This is a genomic window from Pseudalkalibacillus sp. SCS-8, assembly GCF_040126055.1.
Lineage (GTDB): Bacteria > Bacillota > Bacilli > Bacillales > Fictibacillaceae > Pseudalkalibacillus > Pseudalkalibacillus nanhaiensis.
The window spans coordinates 439,552-459,942 of sequence record NZ_CP143541.1; the positions used below are offsets into that span (position 1 = coordinate 439,552).

Consider the following 20,391-nt stretch of genomic DNA (forward strand, 5'->3'; position numbering starts at 1 on the left):
AGATAATTGGAAAATGATCGGTAAGGAGTATGCTCATGACCAGACAGATTCGCATGTCGGTGCGTCCAGATGTGACGGACTTTTAAAAACAAAAGACGGGCTCACCACGGTTGACGAAATCAAATCAACCCGGGGTGATCTGGCTGATATCCAGGAACAGAGCTATCCTGTCCACTGGACCCAGGCGAAGTTTTACGCGTATATGTATGCGATGGAGCATGAGATGGACGAAATCAATGTCCAGCTGACGTATGTTCACGTTGAAACGGAGGAAAGGAAGCAGTTCGTTCAAACGTGTACGTTCGAGGTCTTGCAAAACTTTATCATGGAGGTCATCGGGGCATTTGAGCCGTATGCTTCTTTACTTTTGGATAAAAAAGAAAAGCGTAATCAAAGCATCAAGCAGCTGGAATTTCCTTTTCAATCGTACCGCGCGGGACAACGGAAATTTGCGGGAACGGTCTATAAATCGATCCTTGATAAACGGGATCTGTTTGCGAATGCGCCGACTGGGACAGGTAAAACGGTTTCGACGATGTTTCCTACCATAAAAGCGATCGGTGAGGGGCATATCGAGCGGATGTTTTATCTGACGGCCAAGACGATTACCCGTACGGCAGCAGAGGATACCTTAAGGCTGATGAAAGAACAAGGGCTGGAACTCAGCTCAGTCACCATTACAGCCAAGGATAAAGTATGCTTCAAGGAGAAGACCATCTGTCAGAAGGAATACTGCGAATATGCGGATGGTTACTATGACCGCTTGAACGGCGGCATTCTGGATATCCTGGCCAACGAAACGTTGATGGATCGAACGACAATCGAGACGTATGCACGAAAGCATAAGCTTTGTCCATTCGAGTTTTCGCTCGATTTGTCTTATACAGCAGATGCGATGATCGGGGACTATAATTACATTTTCGACCCACGGGTTTCGTTGAAACGGCTGCTTGATGAACAGAAGAAGCAGACGGTTCTGCTCGTTGATGAAGCCCATAACCTGGTTGATCGAGCCCGGACGATGTTTTCAGCTGAGCTGTTCAAGTCCGATTTCCTGAAATTGACGCGTACGTTCAAAACGATGAATACAGGAATTCACCAAACGGCAAAAGCCATCAATGATGAAATGCTTGCGATGAAAAAACGATGCAAGGAAGGTGATCGCTCGTTGGTTGAAAAGGAGCTTCCTGAGGATTTCATCGTTCAGCTTGATTCGTTCGTGTCGGAAGCAGAAAAGGAACTGCTCGAACAGAAAACGGGGGAAGAGCAGGGTAAGTTGCTTGAGGCCTATTTCAATGCGAAAAATCTTGTGCGGATTGCCGAGCTCTATGATGAGCGGTATGTCACGTTTATCGAATATCAGCAAAGTGAAGTGAAGCTGAAGCTCTTTTGTCTGGATCCTTCCCACTTACTCAAGCAGTTCGGAAAGGGCTACCGGTCGAAGGTCTATTTTTCAGCGACCTTATTACCATTAGCGTACTTCAAGGATATGCTTGGGGCGAAGGAGGAGGATTACGCGGTTTCGATCCCATCCCCTTTTGCGAAGGAAAATGCGGAGGTGTTCATTCAGCCGCTGTCAACGCGATACCGCGATCGTGACCGTTCGGTAAAACCCATTCTCGCTATGCTGAAAAATTTAATTGAAACAAGACCTGGGAATTATCTTGTGTTCTTTCCTTCCTATGCGTATATGCGCCTCGTTTTGGAACAGCTGGAAGAGGATGAGATTGAGGCAGATGTTCTCACCCAGGAGGGGAATATGGCGGAAGAAGAGCGTGAAGAGTTCCTCTCGAGGTTTGAGGAAGGGCTGAAAAGAGCGTTGATTGGATTTGCGGTGATGGGGGGAATCTTTTCAGAAGGCATTGATCTGAAAGGGAACCGGTTGAACGGTGTCGTCGTTGTCGGTGTCGGCCTGCCTCAGCTGAACGATGAACGGAATATCATCAAGGATCATTTTTCGGAACAAAACAAGAATGGATATGATTATGCCTATGTCTATCCGGGGATGAACAAGGTCCTGCAGGCGGGTGGCAGACTAATTCGGACCGAAGAGGATCATGGGACGATCGTGCTTGTCGATGACCGGTTCCTCACCCCAAAATACCAGAAGCTTTTACCGCCGGAGTGGATGGATTATAAAGTAATCCGATAAAGGAATTTTGAAACGGATGGAAAATTATATAAGGAAATAGGTTCGTTGAAGGGGGACATTCAGTGCTGAACATCTTTCAAGTCCTGATCATTGGTGGAGCGGTCTATGTGGCCTACTTAATCATCATGTATCTTCGGGATATCAAGGAACTGTTGACTGAACAGAACGAGCAGAACGACCAGATCATCGAATTGTTGGAAGAGAAGATCGGTGCTGAAGAAAAATGGTAGCGCTAAAGTGGGATTTCCCGCTTTAGTGCTTTTTTGTTGAAATTCAGTTCAAGGGTATAGGAGGAGAGGATCACGCATATCCTAAGTTGTTCACTTTTATTCATTTTAGATTTGCAAGTTTTTCTCCATTTCGTTTACAGGAAATTACATATCTAGGTCGAATTACATAAAGGCAGTACATATAAAAAAGCGGAAGGAATGGTAAATGGATGGTGTTCAGTAAGGTGCGGGTTGTCCTTTTGATGTTGGTTGTTCTCTTGCTCGGTTCAACACCTCTTGCACCCCTCGTACAGGCACAAGGAACGGAGAAGCTGGACTATGTCGCGTTAGGTGATTCGTTAGCAGCAGGCGTCGACTATAAGGGTGATATTGGGAAAGGATACGCTGATTTTTTAGCGATGCAGCTCTTCCAGACCGAATATTTAGGGGATTACACGAAGCAGTATTCGTATCCCGGTTATACAACCACTGACGTATTAGCGGATCTTCAGAACAATGTATTCAAGCCGAATATGGATGGCAGCGAGGATAAGGTTGGCATTCAACAAACGGTAAGCAATGCGGAAATCATCACACTTGATGCAGGGGCAAATGACCTACTCGCAGTCATCAAAGTTGATGAAAAGACAGGTGTTGTATCCTATGACCAGAAGGAATTCGCACAAGCAATCGCTACTGTCGGTGCGAATCTTGGAAAGACGATCGGGATCATCAAAACGCTGAACCCGGATGCAGATGTTTATGTGATGGGCTACTACAACGCTTTTCCCTATCTGCCTGATACCGAGCAGCCGAAGCTTCTCGGTGCATTGGATACATTGAACCAGGCGATCCAGTCAGCTGCACTCGCGACAGGTGCAACATACGTACCAACAGCCGATACCTTCAATCCGAACGGAAAAACGTATTTACCAAATCCAAAAAATATCCATCCGAACGAAGCCGGCTACCTTGTCCTTGCCAATGCTTTCTGGCGTCAGATGAAAGTGAAGGATGCTCGGTCATTTAACGATGTAAATGACGATATGTATTCGTTTGAGGCGATTCATGTCCTTGTGACTAAGGGCATTATCCAGGGATACGGCGATGGGACATTCGGTCCTGAGGATGCTGTAAGACGTGACCATGCGGCTCAAATGCTGACCAGAAGTATCGTCTATAATCCAGAGGTACCACCAGCGTCATTCACTGATTTGCCACCGAATTACCCGGGATTTGTAGAAATATCAATTCTTGCTCATAATGGGGTTTTGGACGGTTACAAAGATGGAAGCTTCCAGCCTAAGAAGGAACTGACACGTGCGGAAATGGCGAAGATCATCGTCACGGCTTTCGATCTGAAAGGAACAGGCAAACACTACTTTGACGATAATACGAATTGGGCTAAGGATTACATCAATATTTTAGCTGAAAATGGTATTACAATTGGTGTCGGGGACAATAAATACGCCCCAGAACGTAATGTCGAACGTGAAGAATTCGCGATGTTCATCTATCGTGTTCTTCAAATGCAATCGGGTAAATAATCCATTCAAGCTGGTAAAACGGGGAAACCTGGTTTATCAGCTTTTTTGTATGCTTACGTACACGTTCCGCATACTAAGCTGTAAAAAGGGAAAAGGACTGGCTTATGAAGGCATCGAAGCGGGTTTTCATCAATGAAATATTTCTGATCAGAGCAGTGGCGTGTATCGCAGTCGTGGTCATCCATACATTGACGGTTTCGGTCATGAATTATGATCTTCCATCCACGACGGAAGGGCCGATCCGGTATGTCCAGCTTCTCCTCATGTTTGCGACACCGACCTTCATTTTAATATCAGAAATCCTCGTTTCCCATTCGTATCGGGAAGGGACGCCGAAAGGTTTTCTCGTAAAAAGGATGAAATATATCCTCCTTCCTTATCTTTTCATGGGGACGGTGTATGCGCTATATGACCTGATCGTCTATTCCATGACAGCTGCCGACTTTTTCAACCATTTGAAGGATATCCTTCTTCTTGGAAGGTGGCACGGGTACTTCATTTTGATCATTATGCAGTTCTATCTGCTTCATTTGTTTTTTCAGCGTTTTCTATTGAACTTCTCACCCGGGATCGTCTTGTTCGTTGCGGCAATCCTCAATTTTTCATATCTTGGTATCGTCAATTTCGTCAAACCATTCGGCTTTTCGAATGCCTTTTATATTTGGTATGACTTTTCCCGCATTCCATTTCTCGGATGGATCCTCTATTTCACTGTCGCCTTTTACATTGGACGAGATATCGAACGATTCCGGCACATCTTATCAAGATGGAAAATTCCAGTATTGATCGGAACGATTTTCATGGGAAGTTTGCTTCTTTATTTCAGACGAGAGAAAATCTTGACGATGATTTCATCAAATCGGGTAGATGTGATCGTCTATACGATCCTCGTCTTATTGCTTCTATTTGTGATCGGAACATGGTTGGAGCGGATCCCTCGGATCATTGTCCTTATCAGTCAATATTCATTCGGCATCTATCTCCTTCATCCGTTCTTCCTTCAGCTCCTTAATCTTTATTACAGTAAAACAGGTGAAGTGAGCTTGTTAACATACAGCATTACAAGCTTCATTGCAGGAGTCGCCGGACCGATCGTCGTCACCTTTTTATTGAATTTGACCCCGGTCGGTGCATTTACAGTCGGTAAAATCGGTGTAAAGCCAAGGCCGGCGAATTGACAGAGATTTTGGATAATCGTTCTCGAAATGTAAATTTTATGTTACGTTTACATAAAGATTGTAAATTACGTCGGGGAGCGCTTATTTCATGCAGTTTGATTCATGGTTAGACAAGGGGAAGTTGATACTTGAAAAGGTCTGGTATTATACGGACTACATTATTTTCGTACTATTATTGATGTTCAAAACCTATTTGTTAGCAGACCTCACAGGAACGGTTTTTTACAAAGAAGGGGTCGGCGGATACATAAAAAATCTATTTGCCTTTCTATTTGATGGCGGGAGCTTTAACGCAATAAGGGGCGGTTTATTGATGATCAGCCTCGGTTATATCCTCGTGCTCTCGTTCTGGACATTGTTCTTGACGAGGCGTAAACGGATCTATGCGCTAATCATTCTGAATGCGATCGTGTCATTTGTCCTGTTTGCGGATGTTGTGCATTACAGATATTTCGAGGGCTTCATTTCGGTCGCTTTACTTTTACAGGCTGGGCAGGTAGGCAACTTGACCGACAGCATCATCAGCCTGTTACGGGTGAAAGACCTCCTATTCTGGATTGATGTTTTCCTCAGTATTCCGCTTTTCATCTTTATATGGAGGAACAAATGGTTCAAGGAAAAGAAGCGGGCGATTATAGCTGGACTGCTTGCCTTCGTTGTTGGATGGTTCTGTATCATGCAGCCTTTGCATGTGTTCTATCAGTACGGGGGAAAGAAGATTCTTGAAAAAATGATTGCCAGTGAAAGCATTTATAAGTTCACGGGGATTTATGGCTATCATTTCTTTGATATGAAACGAAATTTCGAGGATTATGTGTTGAATAAGAAAAGAGTTTCAAAGGAACGGGCAGAAGAAATCCAACAATGGTTCGAGGTCAATACGGGTAAGACGAATCCAGATACCTTTGGCGTAGCTGAGGGCAAGAATTTGATCGTCGTCCAGCTTGAAGCGATTCAGGACTTCGTCATCAATCGGGAAGTGGATGGTCAAGAAATTACGCCATACTTGAATGAGTTGATCAAAGACAGTGCGTACTTCCCGAATTTCTATCACCAGGCGGCACAAGGGAGGACGGCGGATGCGGATCTGCTCGTCAACACATCGCTCTATCCGTTGGCGACAGGGTCTGCGTTCATCCGTTACAGCCCAAATGAATATGACAGCATTTCAAAAACATTGAAGGATGAAGGCTATAAGGCTACTGCCCATCACGCGTTTAAAGGGAGCTTTTGGAACAGGAACTCGATGTACAGCTCACTTGAATATGATGAATTTTACACGAAAGAGGATTATAAACCAGAAGAGTCAATCGGATGGGGGGCTTCTGATCTCGATTTCTTCAGGCAATCGGTCACGTTCATGCCTGAGGAAGAGCCCTTCTATTCCTTCCTAATTTCATTGACGAGCCACCATCCATATCCGATGCCTGAAAAGCATAAGGTGCTCGATTTGGACAGTGTGGAGCATGACTTGATGGAAAATTACCTGCATTCCGTTCACTATGTGGACCAGTCGATTAAAGTGCTTGTCGAGGACTTGAAGCAGAAAGGACTGTGGGACGATTCAGTCATCGTCTTCTACGGAGATCATGATGCGAAGGTGATGGAGAAGGGGACGAATGCAGAAACATTCGTCACAGGCGATAAAAATGACTTTGAGTACTACAAGGAGTATGATCAGGTACCCCTCATCATCCATCTACCGGAAGGGAAGCTCGCTGGAACGTATGAAAAGACAGGTGGACAGCTTCATCTCGCACCGACATTGTTACATTTGCTCGGAGTTGATACGAAGGATGAATACTTTATGGGCACCGATCTGTTCGTTGAGGGGAATCGACTTGTGGCAATGAGGAAAGGAAGCGCCACAAACGGTGAAGTTTGGTATCAACAGGCGAAGGATGGTATTTTCAGTAACGGCTCGTGCTACGATTTCAAAACAGGTGCCCCGCTAGCCATCAACGATTGCAGTCAGGTTCATAAAGAAGCTCAAGAGCATTACCGCATTTCAGACGATATCATATTCGGAAATCTGATCGAGAAATTCAACGATTGATATTTAGGGATCATTTCATCTTGTGGGTGAAAATGGTCCCTTTTTCCTGTTTTCTTCCTCATTCGACAAAAGGTAAGATGGTAGATGTAGGAAAAAGAGAGGGGATAAAAGAGAATGAAAAAGATCTTAACAGGACTGCTTGCCATTGTTATTGCGATGACAGGACAGTCTACGTTTGCGGCCGAGGGAGCCTTCGAAGATTTAGTGACGGTTCCATGGGCTGAAGAGCACATCTATTATTTGACGGACCGTTCAATTATCCGTGGCTACAGCGACACAGAGTTTGGCCCGAACGACAAAGTGACGCGTGAACAAGCGGCCGCTATGATTGTAAGGGAGCATTTTCCGAATGAACAATACTCAAAGCTCGACTATGTCGACGTATCGAAAAATAATTACTTCTATAATGATATTGCAGTAGCGACCAAGCACGGTATCCTTACAGGTTATCCAGATAATACGTTCCGACCAAAAGATCACCTGACAAGGGCGGAAGCGACGAAAATTCTTGCGAATACATATTATCCTGGTACGGTGGAAACGGCACCTTATTTCCAGGACTTGAGTAAAGCACCATGGGCGGAGGATAAAATTAACACACTTGCTCTCACTGGAATCATTGCCGGCTATCAAGACGGTACATTCAAGCCGAATAGCCCAGTAACAAGAGCTGAATTCGCTGTGTTGCTTGCAAGAGCGATCCACGATCCATTCAAGCTGAAAGCGCATGGTGATGAAGAACTTCAGGTCATCCAGCTGGTCAATGAGGAGCGTACAAAACGCGGATTGAAGCCGCTAAAAGCTGACCCATTGCTTGGCCATGTCGCAGGAATCAAATCAATGGACATGATTTACAACCGCTATTTCGCTCATGATTCACCGAAGTACGGATCTCCATTCACGATGATGCAGGATTTCGGTGTCGAGTATTATGGCGCGGGAGAAAACATTGCAGCCGGCTACTTTTATCCTGAGGATGTGATGGACGCATGGATGGAAAGCCCGGGCCACAAAGCGAATATCCTATCTGAATCGTACACCCATATCGCTGTTGGTTTGGCGAACGGTGGAGCTTATGAGTACTACTGGACACAAATGTTCATTACAAAGAAATAAAGAAAAGAAAGAGGAGCAAGCCCACTGAGGCTTGCTCCTTTAACATGATAAATTAATTAATGCTTTCGTGGATCCTTTAACTGGAGATCCATCCGCTCTTCTTTTCCATTCCACTTGATGATAGCATATACAGACTCAATTTCTTCAATACTGGGTACTTCATTCTTCTTTCCACCAAAAACTTCATTCCTTATTCCGCCTAAATGTCCTTGCGATTCAAAGGTAGAACCTTTACTGCTAAAATACGATTTGTTCTGCTTATCATAGAAAGTAACTTCATATAGGATGTTCATAGCTCCATTGGAATCTTTTGTATAGGTTAGAATGCCATCACCCTCTGACATTTCCTCCGGCGAATAGAATACATGATGATCATCAAGCTTCCAATGCTCCGATTCCCCTTCGAGATATGCATACAAATAAGACGAATGGTCATCTTCATCAGTCCAAATAAAATAAACAGCAAGCAAATTAGTGAGTAGCAAGAGAATAATGATTCCATTTCTTAGTTTCAAGGCAATTTTCACTTCATTTTTTTATTTAATTTCCATGCGGTATCGGTCGTAAAAAGTGGTAAGAGGTCGACTGTGAATATAGTTGTACCTAAAATCATTTTATAAAAGACTTCCTTATAACTACCCCACGATCTTTCACTCCATAATAACATAATATGGAAAATAAATAAGAGAACAAAAAAGACTGTCGAAAAAGTTTCGACAGCCTAAAAAATTCAAATAAATATTTTGCATATAACTATTAATTATAGATGTAGTATGGTGAATAAGTTACGTCTTTTACATAACCATATGTAGTTGTAACTCTTCTTTCGATTACTTGATACCATTTACACGTATAACTATAGCTGCTAGAAATAGAACTACCATAGTCGTATACCGCATTTTTGCACTTATATGCTAGGGTACCCCAATTGGCAGAAGTCAGCTCATACCCTTTAAAAGTAGTATAGTATGGGCCATATGTGTGTGGATTATCAGATGCACTTGCGTAGTTGGTTCCTGTAAAAAGTAGACCAATAAGTACAAATGCCATAATCAATTTTCTCATGTAGTTTCCCCCCTTTATTACACAAATAATTGGAACTACCTCACTCTACCATAAGTTAACAAACAGTTGTTACCTAAAATTAGAAAAAAAGGGTGTGTAATACAAATTGACTCGTAATACCCAATTAGTAGTAGTTTTGATTAGGTAAAAAATTCTATTTTCATCACAGATATATAGTTCTATTTGCTTAGTTAACGACTTTTAGTTCCTAATAAGAAATCCGACACTCTCAAAAAACAGTGTCTTTAATAAGAAATAATGACAAAGATAAAAGACCTCAATCGAGGTCTTTTATCTTTGCCCAGAATAGGTTTCGAAAAACGTTGTAAAGAGATTAAAATTACTTATGAAACTCATATGAACGTTGCCCATTACATTATCAAGTTCTTGTCTCGTATGGTGTTCAGAGTGAATAAGGTAGCTGATTCGCTTTTCTAAATCCAGAGTGTCTTCTAAAAGAATTTTTAAAAACATCTTGGTTTCTTTATCATAGGACTCCTCAAATGTGAGTTGAATCAAGAGTCTTCGTGCTTCCTGGACTTCAGACAGTATTCCATCCAAATCAAGTTTAGATAGACTCATTGATTCCTTACTCAACAACCATTCCTGCTCATACATTTGGAGAATATATTGGATACGATCTGTCGTCAAGTCTTGATGGAGCCCTCCCTCGTCGACATGATTTTGATACTTTTTCTTGAACTCTTTTAGGCCCTTATTATACTGCTCCACTACAATCGGATCCGATTTATATGGAACTGAGCCTGTCACACTCAATGCGGAATATGGATATATCCAATTAAAGAACAATATGAAGACTAAAAAGAGTGCAAAGCTCAAGCCTATGAGTTTCTTTTTTTTCATTCAAATCCCCCTAATCTCATCTAATCTACTAGTTTTATAATAACATAATATGGAAATAGGAGGGCGGAAAAAGAGCCTGCAGTAGCAGACTCTATTGACTGATATCTTTCTCTTGATCTGAGAAAAGCTGAACAGACGGCTTTCCTTTTTTGTTGTGGTAAATCCGTTCGATGTAGTCATCTGTCATTGCACGGATTTCTTTGTGGAGGAAGAGCAGTGGGATGATGTTGCAGACGAGTACGAAGGCAAGCAGGAGATCAAGGAATTGCCACACGAACTGCAGGCCACCGAGTGCACCGACATATATGGCGCCGATATAGACGAATCTCATAATCTTTGAAAACTTTAGGCCGAAAAGGTACTCGGCTTGTTTCTCCCCGAAGAAGATGAGTACGCCAACTGTCGTAATGACGAAGAAGAAGAGGAAGATCGCAATGAAGCCTCCACCGAGGGAATCGCCCAAAATCGTTCCGAACGCGTTTCCAATCATGTTTGAAGCATTGTCAGGCTTTACTTCGGTCCACGTTCCTGTAACGAGCACGGCGAGACCGGAAATCGTACATATGACGATCGTATCAACAAATACACTGAAGATGCCCCATAAACCTTGGCGGGACGGATGGTCTGTCTGTGCTGCCGCATGTGTAATCGGCGCTGTCCCTAATCCGGCTTCATTTGAATACAATCCACGGGCAATCCCCCAACGGAGGGCTTGAGCGAGTCCTGCACCAGCAAATCCACCAGTTGCTGAGACAGGTGTAAAGGCGTGTGTGAAAATCAACCCAAACACGCTCGGGATCTGTTCGACGTGTGCAAAAATGACGACCAAAGCAACAGAAAGATATGTAAGAACCATGAAGGGTACCATTTTGTCCGTTACTTTCGCAATCCGTTGGATACCACCGAATACGACGAGTGCGACCAGCACAGCCATGATGATTCCAGTGATTTCAGTCGGCCAGCCGAAGGCGCCTTCGACTTGTGTCGTAATGGAGTTCGATTGCACCATCAAGCTTGGAATCGCCTCAATCATAAGGAACAGGGCGAAGGCGAATGCAACTTTGTCCCATCCAAGTGCCTTCTTGATGTAATACTGTGGCCCTCCGACCCAGGTCCCTTTTTTGTTCTTTTCACGGTATTTGACCCCAAGCATGATTTCCGAGTATTTGGTCGACATCCCAATCAGGGCGACGATCCACATCCAAAACAATGCACCAGGTCCTCCTAAGGCGATCGCGACAGGGACTCCGACGATGTTTGTTGCGCCGGCAGTAGAAGCGAGTGCAGAGGTGAATGCCTGGAAGGGTGTAATGGTCCCCTCATGTTTATCCTTCTTGAAGATCTGCCCAACGGTTTGACTGAGTACATGCCCGAAAAAGCGAAATTGGAAGAATCTCAGTCTGACAGTAAAAAAGATTCCAGCTCCGATCAAGAGAGCTGCTAGTAAATAAGTCCAGAGGAAATTGGAAATGTTCGCAACCCATTCCTCAATGAATGCTAAGATATCCATTATTTCTCTCCTTTCAAACCTTTTATGTAAAATAGCTTTTTAATCCATACCCATTTTAGTTCTAGTTAAAAAGTCAAATAAATTAACTCCCATAAAATAGTAAATATGTATGAATTGTCGTTTTGGAACAAAAACGGCTAAGAAAATTCGAATGCATTGGTGTATGATAAAATTAGAGAAAAGTTGAAACTTTTATGATGTGTTGGACGTATGTAAGAGAGAAGAAAAAATAAGAAACATCAAAAAAGCAGGGTTAATGAACAGGATTTAGGGAATAGAACCACTAGAAGGTAAATTCGGACGACAAAGACGACAGATCTGATAAAAAATTGATTGGAGTGTTTGAGTGGCATGACGAGTACAGACATTCATATCGAAAACCTGCGGAAAAAGGGAATTGATGTTCAAAAGGTCATCTCGAAGACAGTCAAATTTGCGAAAGAGTATTCGGAGAAACGGAAGAAAGAGAAGCCTCAAACATAATCGAATAAAAGAAGCTGTCCAAGGTCGGAGCGATAAGAAGAACTATCGTCCAACTCGGTCAGCTTTTTTTGTTGTCATTAATAGACAGGTGATTCGTCCCAACGAAAAAGAAAGAACCTTCTCATTTACGAGAAGGTTCTTTTTCCATTGTTCCTTTATATTGGTCGGAAACGACTACATCATCCTCCAGCAATATATAGGGGTGTGTCTCCATTAAGATCCTTCGAAGGTAGTCAGGCATTCTTTCACCCTGATAAGCACAGATCAATGGAAATGAAATTTGCTTTACAGCTTCATCGACTGGTTTCTCCAAATCTTCGATGATATGCAGAGGTTCACTCATGGTTGCCCACTCAACATGGGCCCATGCCCGGAACGAGAGCTTTTTTTCTAGATAAGGTTGAATCATTTTACTGAAATACTCGATTATGGCTGGTGGATGGTAGCTGCCACTTGAAAAATAAAAGTCGAAGCTGTTTACCCAATGAACATATTCCATTTCCTTTTCTGACAATCGTTTGTTCAATTCTTTCTCGATCTTCTTGTAAACAGGGTCATTTTCAATAAGAATGACGTAATCACCATCACGAATGCCGTCCTGGGTATACTTCACAACCATGTTGACGTAATTCTCCAGGCCATAATACTTGTACAAGATGTGCACACTCTTCTGATCCCGGAATAAATCGTTCAAAACAATTTTCAAGCCCATCACCCCTTTATCCTAATCCTTAATTAATAGGTTCGAGGGGGATGTCGAAAAACCTTTAAAATGCAGGGGGTCAATAAAGTGGCTCTTAGTCAACAAAAATACGGTTTAAAGATGAGTTTGCGTCAACCACACCCTTCAAGTTATTTCATTTCCAGCTCATACGGTTTGACGAGCGCATAAAGGGTTTCAATATGAGGGAGCTTCAAGCCTTCTTTTTCAGCGAGTCGTATAGCTCCTCCCAGTAAGTGGTCAGCCTCGATCTGCATGCCTTTTCGTCGATCCTGATTCATTGAGGACGTCGCTTCATCAGGGAATTGACTTAATAACTCTTTCGCTTTTTCGACATGTCCATTATTGAGATTGACCCCTTGAGCGATGGCCAGGAGCTTCATTTCATGTAAAACTTCCTCAGCAAGCTTCATCGTGTTCGATGTTTCCTGAATCGTACCAAGTGTCAGGTTCCCGGCAGTCGTCACTCCGGCAAAAGCTGTGATGATCATGTATTTATTCCATAGCCCAAGCAAAATGTTGCTGCTCAATACACCTGCCATATTCGCTTCGTCGAATAGATCCTCCAGCTCGTTGCATACCTTTTCTTGGGACGGGTGAAGCGGTCCGAAGATCAGGTCATGCTGGTGGCTATTGTGGATGACGTGCCCATTTTCGTCCAAGGTGGAAATGATGTAGCACAAACCACCCATCACATGCTCTTCACCCAGTTCATCCTGAAGTGCCTCAATATGTTCAATACCGTTCAATAGTGGAAGGATCATCGCGCCTTTTTCGACCAATACTTTCAAGTCGTCCATCAATTCCGATGTAAGGTGATACCCTTTAACAGCGAGAATGACGACATCGACTTGTTCAATCTCTTCTGGACGTTCTGCTAAATGAAGGTTCTGTATTTCATAATCGCCACATGGACTATACAATTTCAATCCGTTGTTCCGTAATTGCTCTGCCCTCCCTGAACGGACGAGAAATTGTACGGAATGGCCGGCTTCTTCACATCTTCCTCCGAAATAAGCTCCAATTGCACCTGCGCCTAAAACAACGATATTCATAGCCTTCCCTCCTTTTGGTTTACATGTACCCGATGTGTGATTCCTTGAAAACTCATTTCATTTTTGTTGAAATGGAGTGCTTAGAATCGGCGGAAGATGAAAACTCGACAGAATGGACACTATTCAATGACAATGTCATGGTGTAGGCTAGTAGAGAGAGTTGTTGTATGTGAACGTACATAACTGACGACACTAAAAACTGGAACGAATCCTTTCAAAGGAGAATGATGATGACAACTACATTAGATACATTGAATATAACGAAGCCTTTCTTACAAAAGGCTTGGGAAAAATCCCAATTTGAACATCCCACGCCGATTCAGACGGATGCGATTCCTGCAATCCTGGATGGAGAGGATGTTATCGCAGAATCACCGACCGGTACAGGGAAAACGTTAGCCTATCTTTTGCCGATCCTCGAAAAGGTTGATCCAGCGAAAAAAGATCCACAGGCTTTGATCATGGCGTCCTCGCGTGAGCTTGTTATGCAAATTTTCGAAGAGGTCCAGAAATGGGGAGAAGGAAGCGGCATTAGCGGTGCAGCACTGATTGGCGGTGCGAACGTAAAGCGCCAAATCGAAAAGCTGAAGAAGAAGAGCCCGCAAGTAATTCTTGGTACACCTGGTCGTGTCGAAGAGCTGATTAAAATGAAAAAGCTTAAGATGCACGAGGTGAAAACGATCGTTTTAGATGAAGGGGATCAGCTTCTCGTAAAGGAGCACATCCAGACAGTGCAATCTATCATCCAATCAACGTTAGCAGATAGACAGGTCCTTCTTTTCTCAGCGACCATGCCGGAGAATACGGTGGAGATCGGTCGTACGCTCATGAAAGATCCACAAGTTTTGAAGGTAGGACGTACACCACAAAAGCAATCAAAGGTCGATCATGTTTATGTCGTGAGTGACCGCAGAGATAAAGTGAAGAATCTTGAAAAACTATCCCGGATCAAAGGGGTGAAAGGTCTCGCATTCGGCAAGGATATCGGTGAACTCGCGGTGTTGACAGATAAGCTCGAATACAATCGTATTCCGGTCGGATTGCTCCATAGTGAACTGAATAAGAGTGAGCGGCAGGCGGCATTGAAACAGTTCAGAGAAGGGAAGTCGAACCTTCTCTTGGCGACCGATGTGGCAGCCCGTGGTTTGGATGTGACCGGTCTTTCCCACGTCATCCAAGTTAATATTGCAGAGGATGAGAACCAATACCTTCATCGTGCTGGTCGTACAGGACGAGCGGGTGCAAGCGGTACAGTCGTATCCCTCGTCACACCTTCTGAGGAGAAGGCGTTGATCCGAATCGCGAACAAGCTTAACATCAAGCTGTCTAAGAAAACCTTTTATGCAGGAGAAATGGTTGACGCAGAATAAGGACCAGGGGGATGGAGATGGAAAATAAGTTTTCGGTTATCGCACATCGAAACCACCAGATCTGTAATCCGTTCAGCATGGAAAAGCTGATGCGTGTTCTCACACAGATTCCTTGGAGGAAGGGCAATCGTGTACTGGACATTGGAGCGGGGAAGTGTGAGGTATTAATCGAGCTGATCAATCGATTTGAGGTCGAAGGAACTGCAATCGAGCTCGAAAAAGCCTTTGTGGAAGATGCTTGGCAGAATGCGGAAGGCAGGATCCCCTTCGAGCATCTGTCGGTGATAAATGAAGATGCGAAAAAAGTGCTGCCGCGCTATGACCAGTCCTTTGATGTCGTCATGTGTCTCGGGGCGAGTCATGCTATCGGAGATTATCGTACAACATTAGCGGCGATGAGCAAGGCGGTGAAGCCGGGCGGCTACCTTCTGGTCGGTGAAGGGTACTGGAAACGGAAGCCTGATGAGGCGTATTTAGAAGCTCTCGGTGCGAAGGAAGAGGAATTGCTGACCCATGCTGAAAACATCAAGGAGGGGGAAGCGCAAGGATTGATTCCGATGTGGGCGACCGTCACGAACGAGGATGAATGGGATAATTACGAGTGGCTCTACTCTTCTTCGATGGAAACGTATTGCCTCGAAAACCCGGATGATCCTGACGTCGCTTGGATGCGGGAGCGGATCCGAAAGTGGCGCACAACCTATCTCCGCTGGGGAAGAGACACTCTCGGTTTTGGACTTTATCTGTTTTATAGAAAGTAAAAAAAGCTGGCCCTGAGGGTCAGCTTTCCTTGTTAGAAGTGATGATCTCTTGTACACGGCCGACTTGCCCGTCCTGGAGACGTACTTTGATTCCATGTGGGTGGAAGCTTGAATTTGTCAGGATATCTTTTACCACGCCTCGCGTTCTTTTACCTGACCGTTGATCCTTTTTCAAAACGATCTCGACTTCTAGACCAGACCGTATATCCTTTCGATTTTGCCCGTTCATATCAATGGCACCTTTCTTTTTCCAATTGAAAATATGTAAATTCTCTAGGAACAGTATATCATTTATCGCTCCAATTCGATAAATTCTCGTTGTAAGTGCCAATCACCCTCTGATTTCCGCCAAACGAACATGCATTTTGCCGGGTGAGGCACATCGTTTATGACATTGACTTCCGTTCCGATGACAAGATATTCCTCATTCGACTTCCGTTCTGTAATCGACATTGGCTCGAAATGTTTTTCCGCATGGTCATATTGCTTAAGTACACTCTCAATATCATAAAAGCTATCGTACACCATCGGTTGTTGAATATCTGAATGCCCCCAATAGCCGATAAAATCTTCAGATAAAAACTCTCTAATTTTCTTTCCGTCCTTCGTTTTGAAGCCTTCATTCCAGCATTTGAAATAGTCATCCATCACCTTGTGAATCGTATCCATCTCGCTTTCGCCTCCTTCTTTAGGTACGCTTCGATACAGCGGGACGGTTTCCTCCAATGCTTTTAAAAAGTAAGGCAGAGGTAGAGGGGTAAATTTTCCAACTCCTCCCTAAGTCCTGTCAAAGGATGATGGACCAATGTTCGTGATATACTGAAACAATGACTGACTGGGTCGATGGACCTGCATCATTGGAGGGTACATTCGTGGAAAATACGTTGAAACAGGAAGCAATCACGTTTATTACGACGTGTTATACAGAGCTCGGCAAACCGGAAGAGGTCATGCAGGAGCGGATAAATGACGTTACGAAGGAAATAGATGCGACAGGACATTACGAGCATACATATGAAGAGCTTGAATACGGAGCACGTGTAGCGTGGCGGAACAGCAACCGGTGCATCGGCCGTTTGTTTTGGGAAAGCCTGAAGGTGCTCGATGAGCGCGAGGCCGAGACGGCTGGACAGGTTCGCGATGCGTTGTTCAACCATATCGATTATGCGACGAATGACGGGCGAATTCGGTCGACGATCACCATTTTTAAGCCTCGAAAAAACGGTGAGAATCCTGTCAGGGTGTGGAATCATCAGCTGATCCGATATGCCGGATATGAAACCGAACACGGTATCATCGGTGATCCAGATTCGATTGATTTCACGAAAAAATGTAAGGAGCTTGGCTGGGATGGTGAAGGAACTCACTTTGATGTTCTCCCTCTCGTTATTCAGGTGAATGGGGAAGAGCCGAAATGGTATGAAATTCCGAAGGAGAAGGTGCTCGAGGTACCGATTCGCCACCCTCTTCATGAGGCATTTGAGGACCTGCATATCAAATGGTATGCGGTTCCGATGATTTCGGACATGAAGCTCGAGATTGGAGGCATTGAATATGTCGCTGCACCGTTCAACGGCTGGTACATGGGGACAGAGATCGGTGCGAGGAATCTCGCCGACCAGAATCGATATGACTTATTGCCGAAAGTCGCTTCCATTCTCGATCTCGATGTGAGCACGAATACGACGCTCTGGAAGGATAAAGCCTTGGTAGAGCTGAACGTAGCCGTCCTACACTCTTATAAAACGGATGGCGTAAGCATTGTCGACCACCATACGGCAGCTCAACAGTTCAAGAAGTTTGAAGAAAAAGAAGCAGCAAGCGGCCGAGATGTGACAGGGAACTGGGTTTGGCTCATCCCGCCAATGTCTCCAGCGACGACCCATATTTTCCATAAACCGTATAAGAACAGAACTGTCAAACCGAACTATTTTTATCAGGAAAAGCCATATATATGACAAAATGCGAACCCATCACATACTGTGATGGGTGTTTTTTATATGTGAAAGAGAGCCCTTAACTCGATTTTACCTAGTAGAAATGGGCTTTTTCTTGTGTAAACAGAATATCAAGCTCCTTTAATACACGTGCAACCTCTTTACAGAGCGTGTCTGGTAGACTGGATGCATGCTTGAAGGAACAGAGTTTTTTCAGGCAGGTACAGCACGATTGTGAAACAAAGATTCACTGAGGAGGAATGAAATGTTTACATCAAGAGTGTCTGCACGAAAGTATGTGATTTCATCGGCTCTGGTAACGTCATTAGCCCTTTCGCCGGTCATGAGTGACGGTGCACTGGCGAATGCCGATTCGAAGCCGGTGGAACAAAGTGATTCTACTAATCACCAAGTAGAGGGTCTGCTTGAAATAGGAGATCGGGGCCAAGAAGTAGAAATGCTGCAAACGGAGCTAGAAAAGCTGGGTTATTATACATATAACCTCGATGGCATTTTCGGACCGATTACAGAACAAGCGGTGGAAGATTTTCAGGCGGATAAAGGTCTGACGACTGACGGCATTGCAGGGCCTAAAACGCTTGAAGCACTGTCCGAAACAACGAATTCCGTGGAGCTCCAACCTAGCTCGGATGAAGAAGGATCGGAATCCAATGTCGTGGAGATTGCAGAAAGTTTGATCGGAACACCTTATGTTTGGGGAGGCACAACACCAGACGGCTTTGATAGCAGCGGTTTCATCCAGTATGTGTTTGGTGAAGTCGGTGTTGATTTACACCGAAAAGAGAGCGACATGTGGAAATACGATGGGGAACAAGTCGATTCTCCTGAAGTCGGAGATGTCGTCTTCTTCGAAGGCACGTATGACACGGAAGGGGCTTCTCACAGCGGAATCTACATCGGCGACAATAAGATGATCCATGCCGGATCTGACGGTGTAGAAGTGAGCGACCTGACCATTGATTATTGGCAAGACCATTATTTAGGCGTGAAGTCGTTTAAATAAAGTAAAACCTTACAATTAAAATCAACCCATATGATCCCCCTAATATATACCCACCCGCCACAAATTGTGGCGGGTGTTTTTTTATTGAGAAGTGCCTGACACCATTTCAAAACCCTTGCTGGACAAGGATTCGAAAATGGTGTCAGGCACCGTGCGCATTTGTTACTACGTCTCAGGTCTGAGTGAAAGTTAAAGCTGAGGCTCCTTATAGGGAAACGGGATTACAGGTACGATAGAAACATGAAACAGAAGGAGGGAAAGAAACGATGAAAAAGATTGGACTCTTCATCCTGGGAGCAATCGCAGCGATCATCGCGATTGCGAATCTCGGACCAATGATTGGACTTGCGATCAGTCTGGTCATCCTCTACTACTCAGTCAAGCAGTTCACCAAGACGGATCAGACATCTAAGAAAGTGCTCTGGGCGGTAGTCGGATTCATTGCACTCAGCATTGCAGCTTCAAACGTTCCAGCCATCCTCGGTATAGCTGCCCTGTACATTTTATATATCGTGTACAAGGAATGGAAAAAGGACGACTCAGTCGAGGAACCGAAAGACGATGATCCGTTCACGAACTTTGAGCGTGAATGGGCTGAACTGAACCGAAACTAATTTTTCAAAAGGAGAGAATGAACGATGGCAAAGCTTTTCAGACGAATCAAAGATACGATTGAAGCGGATTTCCATGAAATCCTGGATGAGAAAGAACGGAAAAACCCGATTAGTCTGCTGAATCAGTACCTTCGGGAATGTGAGAAGGAGGTTGAAAAGGTAAGGAAGCTTGTTGAACGTCAATACTTGTTGAGTGAAGAGTTCACCCGTGAGTATGATAAGGCAGCGAAACTCACTGAGAAGCGCAAATATCAAGCAGAAGTGGCATCGAAAGCTGGAGAAGAGGAGCTTCATCAATTCGCTCTTCAGGAATACGAGCAATATCAGGCTCGTGCCTCTCGACTGAAAGCATCCAAAGAGCAGGCGACGAAACAGCTTGAGGAATTGGAGCAGAAATATGAGGCCATGAAGCACAAGCTGAAGGACATGTATATCAAGCGGATGGAGCTGATGGGTCGTGAGAACATGACTCGCGCGCATCACCGCATGGATAAGGTGATGACGTCGAACACCTTCTCGGATAAGACATTCAACCGTTTTGATGAAATGGAGAAGTACCTCGACCGTCTCGAGCATCAGGTCAATACCGGATACCACCGCCAAACAATTGATGCTCGGATTGCCCAGCTTGAAAAAGAAATGGAAAATCAGGAAAAGTCTACGACGGTCTAAGCGAATAATGGTATCCTAGTAAAAAAGGCGTGGTCCAGCTGCGCCTTTTCACCATCT

Annotated in this window: 21 protein-coding genes; 13 read left to right on the forward strand and 8 right to left on the reverse strand. The window is 44.2% G+C overall.

The window, feature by feature from the left end:
• The first annotated feature begins 13 nt into the window (after positions 1 to 13).
• From V1497_RS02340 to V1497_RS02365, 6 genes are all read left to right on the forward strand, one after another.
• Positions 14 to 2,152 carry an ATP-dependent DNA helicase gene (locus tag V1497_RS02340; protein ID WP_349409388.1) on the forward strand — a complete coding sequence of 713 codons (2,139 nt, stop codon included), beginning with the start codon at positions 14 to 16 and terminating at the stop codon, positions 2,150 to 2,152.
• 62 nt (positions 2,153 to 2,214) lie between these two features.
• The gene (locus tag V1497_RS02345) at positions 2,215 to 2,382 is read left to right on the forward strand and encodes a hypothetical protein (RefSeq protein ID WP_349409389.1); all 168 of its coding nucleotides are present in this window, start codon (positions 2,215 to 2,217) and stop codon (positions 2,380 to 2,382) included.
• 209 nt (positions 2,383 to 2,591) lie between these two features.
• Positions 2,592 to 3,908 (forward strand): S-layer homology domain-containing protein, encoded by a 1,317-nt coding sequence (locus tag V1497_RS02350; RefSeq protein WP_349409390.1) that lies wholly within the window; start codon positions 2,592 to 2,594, stop codon positions 3,906 to 3,908.
• A 104-nt stretch (positions 3,909 to 4,012) separates the two neighbouring features.
• Positions 4,013 to 5,086 carry an acyltransferase family protein gene (locus V1497_RS02355; RefSeq protein WP_349409391.1) on the forward strand — a complete coding sequence of 358 codons (1,074 nt, stop codon included), beginning with the start codon at positions 4,013 to 4,015 and terminating at the stop codon, positions 5,084 to 5,086.
• An 88-nt stretch (positions 5,087 to 5,174) separates the two neighbouring features.
• The gene (locus V1497_RS02360; RefSeq protein WP_349409392.1) at positions 5,175 to 7,142 is read left to right on the forward strand and encodes an LTA synthase family protein; all 1,968 of its coding nucleotides are present in this window, start codon (positions 5,175 to 5,177) and stop codon (positions 7,140 to 7,142) included.
• A gap of 114 nt (positions 7,143 to 7,256) precedes the next feature.
• The gene (locus V1497_RS02365) at positions 7,257 to 8,258 is read left to right on the forward strand and encodes an S-layer homology domain-containing protein (RefSeq protein ID WP_349409393.1); all 1,002 of its coding nucleotides are present in this window, start codon (positions 7,257 to 7,259) and stop codon (positions 8,256 to 8,258) included.
• A gap of 56 nt (positions 8,259 to 8,314) precedes the next feature.
• On the opposite strand, the gene V1497_RS02370 is transcribed toward V1497_RS02365, so the two are convergent.
• The 4 genes from V1497_RS02370 to V1497_RS02385 all read right to left on the reverse strand — a co-directional run bounded on the left by V1497_RS02370 (position 8,315) and on the right by V1497_RS02385 (position 11,697).
• Positions 8,315 to 8,773, reverse strand: coding sequence for a hypothetical protein (locus V1497_RS02370; protein ID WP_349409394.1), 459 nt, complete (start codon positions 8,771 to 8,773; stop codon positions 8,315 to 8,317).
• Positions 8,774 to 9,014: 241 nt separating this feature from the next.
• Positions 9,015 to 9,323, reverse strand: coding sequence for a hypothetical protein (locus V1497_RS02375; RefSeq protein ID WP_349409395.1), 309 nt, complete (start codon positions 9,321 to 9,323; stop codon positions 9,015 to 9,017).
• Between the two features lie 291 nt (positions 9,324 to 9,614).
• On the reverse strand, positions 9,615 to 10,187 hold the full coding sequence (locus V1497_RS02380; RefSeq protein ID WP_349409396.1) for a hypothetical protein: 573 nt from the start codon (positions 10,185 to 10,187) through the stop codon (positions 9,615 to 9,617).
• Between the two features lie 91 nt (positions 10,188 to 10,278).
• Positions 10,279 to 11,697: a sodium:alanine symporter family protein gene (locus V1497_RS02385; protein ID WP_349409397.1), complete on the reverse strand. Its 1,419-nt coding sequence runs from the start codon at positions 11,695 to 11,697 to the stop codon at positions 10,279 to 10,281.
• A 351-nt stretch (positions 11,698 to 12,048) separates the two neighbouring features.
• On the opposite strand from V1497_RS02385, the gene V1497_RS02390 reads away from it, so the two are divergent.
• Positions 12,049 to 12,180 (forward strand): hypothetical protein, encoded by a 132-nt coding sequence (locus V1497_RS02390; protein ID WP_349409398.1) that lies wholly within the window; start codon positions 12,049 to 12,051, stop codon positions 12,178 to 12,180.
• 121 nt (positions 12,181 to 12,301) lie between these two features.
• Here V1497_RS02390 and V1497_RS02395 read toward each other — a convergent pair whose 3' ends face one another.
• The gene (locus tag V1497_RS02395) at positions 12,302 to 12,886 is read right to left on the reverse strand and encodes an MEDS domain-containing protein (protein WP_349409399.1); all 585 of its coding nucleotides are present in this window, start codon (positions 12,884 to 12,886) and stop codon (positions 12,302 to 12,304) included.
• 146 nt (positions 12,887 to 13,032) lie between these two features.
• Positions 13,033 to 13,956, reverse strand: a complete 924-nt coding sequence (locus tag V1497_RS02400; RefSeq protein ID WP_349409400.1) for a ketopantoate reductase family protein — start codon at positions 13,954 to 13,956, stop codon at positions 13,033 to 13,035.
• Positions 13,957 to 14,186: 230 nt separating this feature from the next.
• Between V1497_RS02400 and V1497_RS02405 the strand changes: the two genes are divergently transcribed.
• Both V1497_RS02405 and V1497_RS02410 read left to right on the forward strand, forming a co-directional pair.
• Positions 14,187 to 15,326 carry a DEAD/DEAH box helicase gene (locus V1497_RS02405; protein WP_349409401.1) on the forward strand — a complete coding sequence of 380 codons (1,140 nt, stop codon included), beginning with the start codon at positions 14,187 to 14,189 and terminating at the stop codon, positions 15,324 to 15,326.
• 17 nt (positions 15,327 to 15,343) lie between these two features.
• Positions 15,344 to 16,087, forward strand: a complete 744-nt coding sequence (locus V1497_RS02410; RefSeq protein ID WP_349409402.1) for a class I SAM-dependent methyltransferase — start codon at positions 15,344 to 15,346, stop codon at positions 16,085 to 16,087.
• 19 nt (positions 16,088 to 16,106) lie between these two features.
• Here V1497_RS02410 and V1497_RS02415 read toward each other — a convergent pair whose 3' ends face one another.
• On the reverse strand, positions 16,107 to 16,316 hold the full coding sequence (locus V1497_RS02415) for a YwbE family protein (RefSeq protein ID WP_349409403.1): 210 nt from the start codon (positions 16,314 to 16,316) through the stop codon (positions 16,107 to 16,109).
• Between the two features lie 62 nt (positions 16,317 to 16,378).
• Positions 16,379 to 16,756: a nuclear transport factor 2 family protein gene (locus tag V1497_RS02420; RefSeq protein ID WP_349409404.1), complete on the reverse strand. Its 378-nt coding sequence runs from the start codon at positions 16,754 to 16,756 to the stop codon at positions 16,379 to 16,381.
• Between the two features lie 158 nt (positions 16,757 to 16,914).
• Between V1497_RS02420 and V1497_RS02425 the strand changes: the two genes are divergently transcribed.
• The 4 genes from V1497_RS02425 to V1497_RS02440 all read left to right on the forward strand — a co-directional run bounded on the left by V1497_RS02425 (position 16,915) and on the right by V1497_RS02440 (position 20,334).
• Positions 16,915 to 18,045, forward strand: a complete 1,131-nt coding sequence (locus V1497_RS02425) for a nitric oxide synthase oxygenase (RefSeq protein ID WP_414703593.1) — start codon at positions 16,915 to 16,917, stop codon at positions 18,043 to 18,045.
• 244 nt (positions 18,046 to 18,289) lie between these two features.
• A complete protein-coding gene (locus V1497_RS02430; RefSeq protein ID WP_349409406.1) occupies positions 18,290 to 19,048 on the forward strand; it encodes a C40 family peptidase in 759 nt (252 codons plus the stop codon).
• Positions 19,049 to 19,314: 266 nt separating this feature from the next.
• On the forward strand, positions 19,315 to 19,662 hold the full coding sequence (locus V1497_RS02435; protein WP_349409407.1) for a flagellar basal body rod protein: 348 nt from the start codon (positions 19,315 to 19,317) through the stop codon (positions 19,660 to 19,662).
• Between the two features lie 24 nt (positions 19,663 to 19,686).
• Positions 19,687 to 20,334: a PspA/IM30 family protein gene (locus V1497_RS02440; RefSeq protein ID WP_349409408.1), complete on the forward strand. Its 648-nt coding sequence runs from the start codon at positions 19,687 to 19,689 to the stop codon at positions 20,332 to 20,334.
• The last annotated feature ends 57 nt before the right edge of the window (positions 20,335 to 20,391 follow it).

What these genes read in the sequence shown, in the direction of transcription:
- V1497_RS02340 (WP_349409388.1), top strand. Translation starts at nt 14, where the DNA reads ATGATCGGTAAGGAGTATGCTCATGACCAGACAGATTCGCATGTCGGT.
- V1497_RS02350 (WP_349409390.1), top strand. Translation starts at nt 2,592, where the DNA reads ATGGTGTTCAGTAAGGTGCGGGTTGTCCTTTTGATGTTGGTTGTTCTC.
- V1497_RS02355 (WP_349409391.1), top strand. Translation starts at nt 4,013, where the DNA reads ATGAAGGCATCGAAGCGGGTTTTCATCAATGAAATATTTCTGATCAGA.
- V1497_RS02360 (WP_349409392.1), top strand. Translation starts at nt 5,175, where the DNA reads ATGCAGTTTGATTCATGGTTAGACAAGGGGAAGTTGATACTTGAAAAG.
- V1497_RS02365 (WP_349409393.1), top strand. Translation starts at nt 7,257, where the DNA reads ATGAAAAAGATCTTAACAGGACTGCTTGCCATTGTTATTGCGATGACA.
- V1497_RS02375 (WP_349409395.1), bottom strand. Translation starts at nt 9,323, where the DNA reads ATGAGAAAATTGATTATGGCATTTGTACTTATTGGTCTACTTTTTACA.
- V1497_RS02380 (WP_349409396.1), bottom strand. Translation starts at nt 10,187, where the DNA reads ATGAAAAAAAAGAAACTCATAGGCTTGAGCTTTGCACTCTTTTTAGTC.
- V1497_RS02385 (WP_349409397.1), bottom strand. Translation starts at nt 11,697, where the DNA reads ATGGATATCTTAGCATTCATTGAGGAATGGGTTGCGAACATTTCCAAT.
- V1497_RS02390 (WP_349409398.1), top strand. Translation starts at nt 12,049, where the DNA reads ATGACGAGTACAGACATTCATATCGAAAACCTGCGGAAAAAGGGAATT.
- V1497_RS02400 (WP_349409400.1), bottom strand. Translation starts at nt 13,956, where the DNA reads ATGAATATCGTTGTTTTAGGCGCAGGTGCAATTGGAGCTTATTTCGGA.
- V1497_RS02405 (WP_349409401.1), top strand. Translation starts at nt 14,187, where the DNA reads ATGACAACTACATTAGATACATTGAATATAACGAAGCCTTTCTTACAA.
- V1497_RS02410 (WP_349409402.1), top strand. Translation starts at nt 15,344, where the DNA reads ATGGAAAATAAGTTTTCGGTTATCGCACATCGAAACCACCAGATCTGT.
- V1497_RS02415 (WP_349409403.1), bottom strand. Translation starts at nt 16,316, where the DNA reads ATGAACGGGCAAAATCGAAAGGATATACGGTCTGGTCTAGAAGTCGAG.
- V1497_RS02420 (WP_349409404.1), bottom strand. Translation starts at nt 16,756, where the DNA reads ATGGATACGATTCACAAGGTGATGGATGACTATTTCAAATGCTGGAAT.
- V1497_RS02425 (WP_414703593.1), top strand. Translation starts at nt 16,915, where the DNA reads ATGACTGACTGGGTCGATGGACCTGCATCATTGGAGGGTACATTCGTG.
- V1497_RS02430 (WP_349409406.1), top strand. Translation starts at nt 18,290, where the DNA reads ATGTTTACATCAAGAGTGTCTGCACGAAAGTATGTGATTTCATCGGCT.
- V1497_RS02435 (WP_349409407.1), top strand. Translation starts at nt 19,315, where the DNA reads ATGAAAAAGATTGGACTCTTCATCCTGGGAGCAATCGCAGCGATCATC.
- V1497_RS02440 (WP_349409408.1), top strand. Translation starts at nt 19,687, where the DNA reads ATGGCAAAGCTTTTCAGACGAATCAAAGATACGATTGAAGCGGATTTC.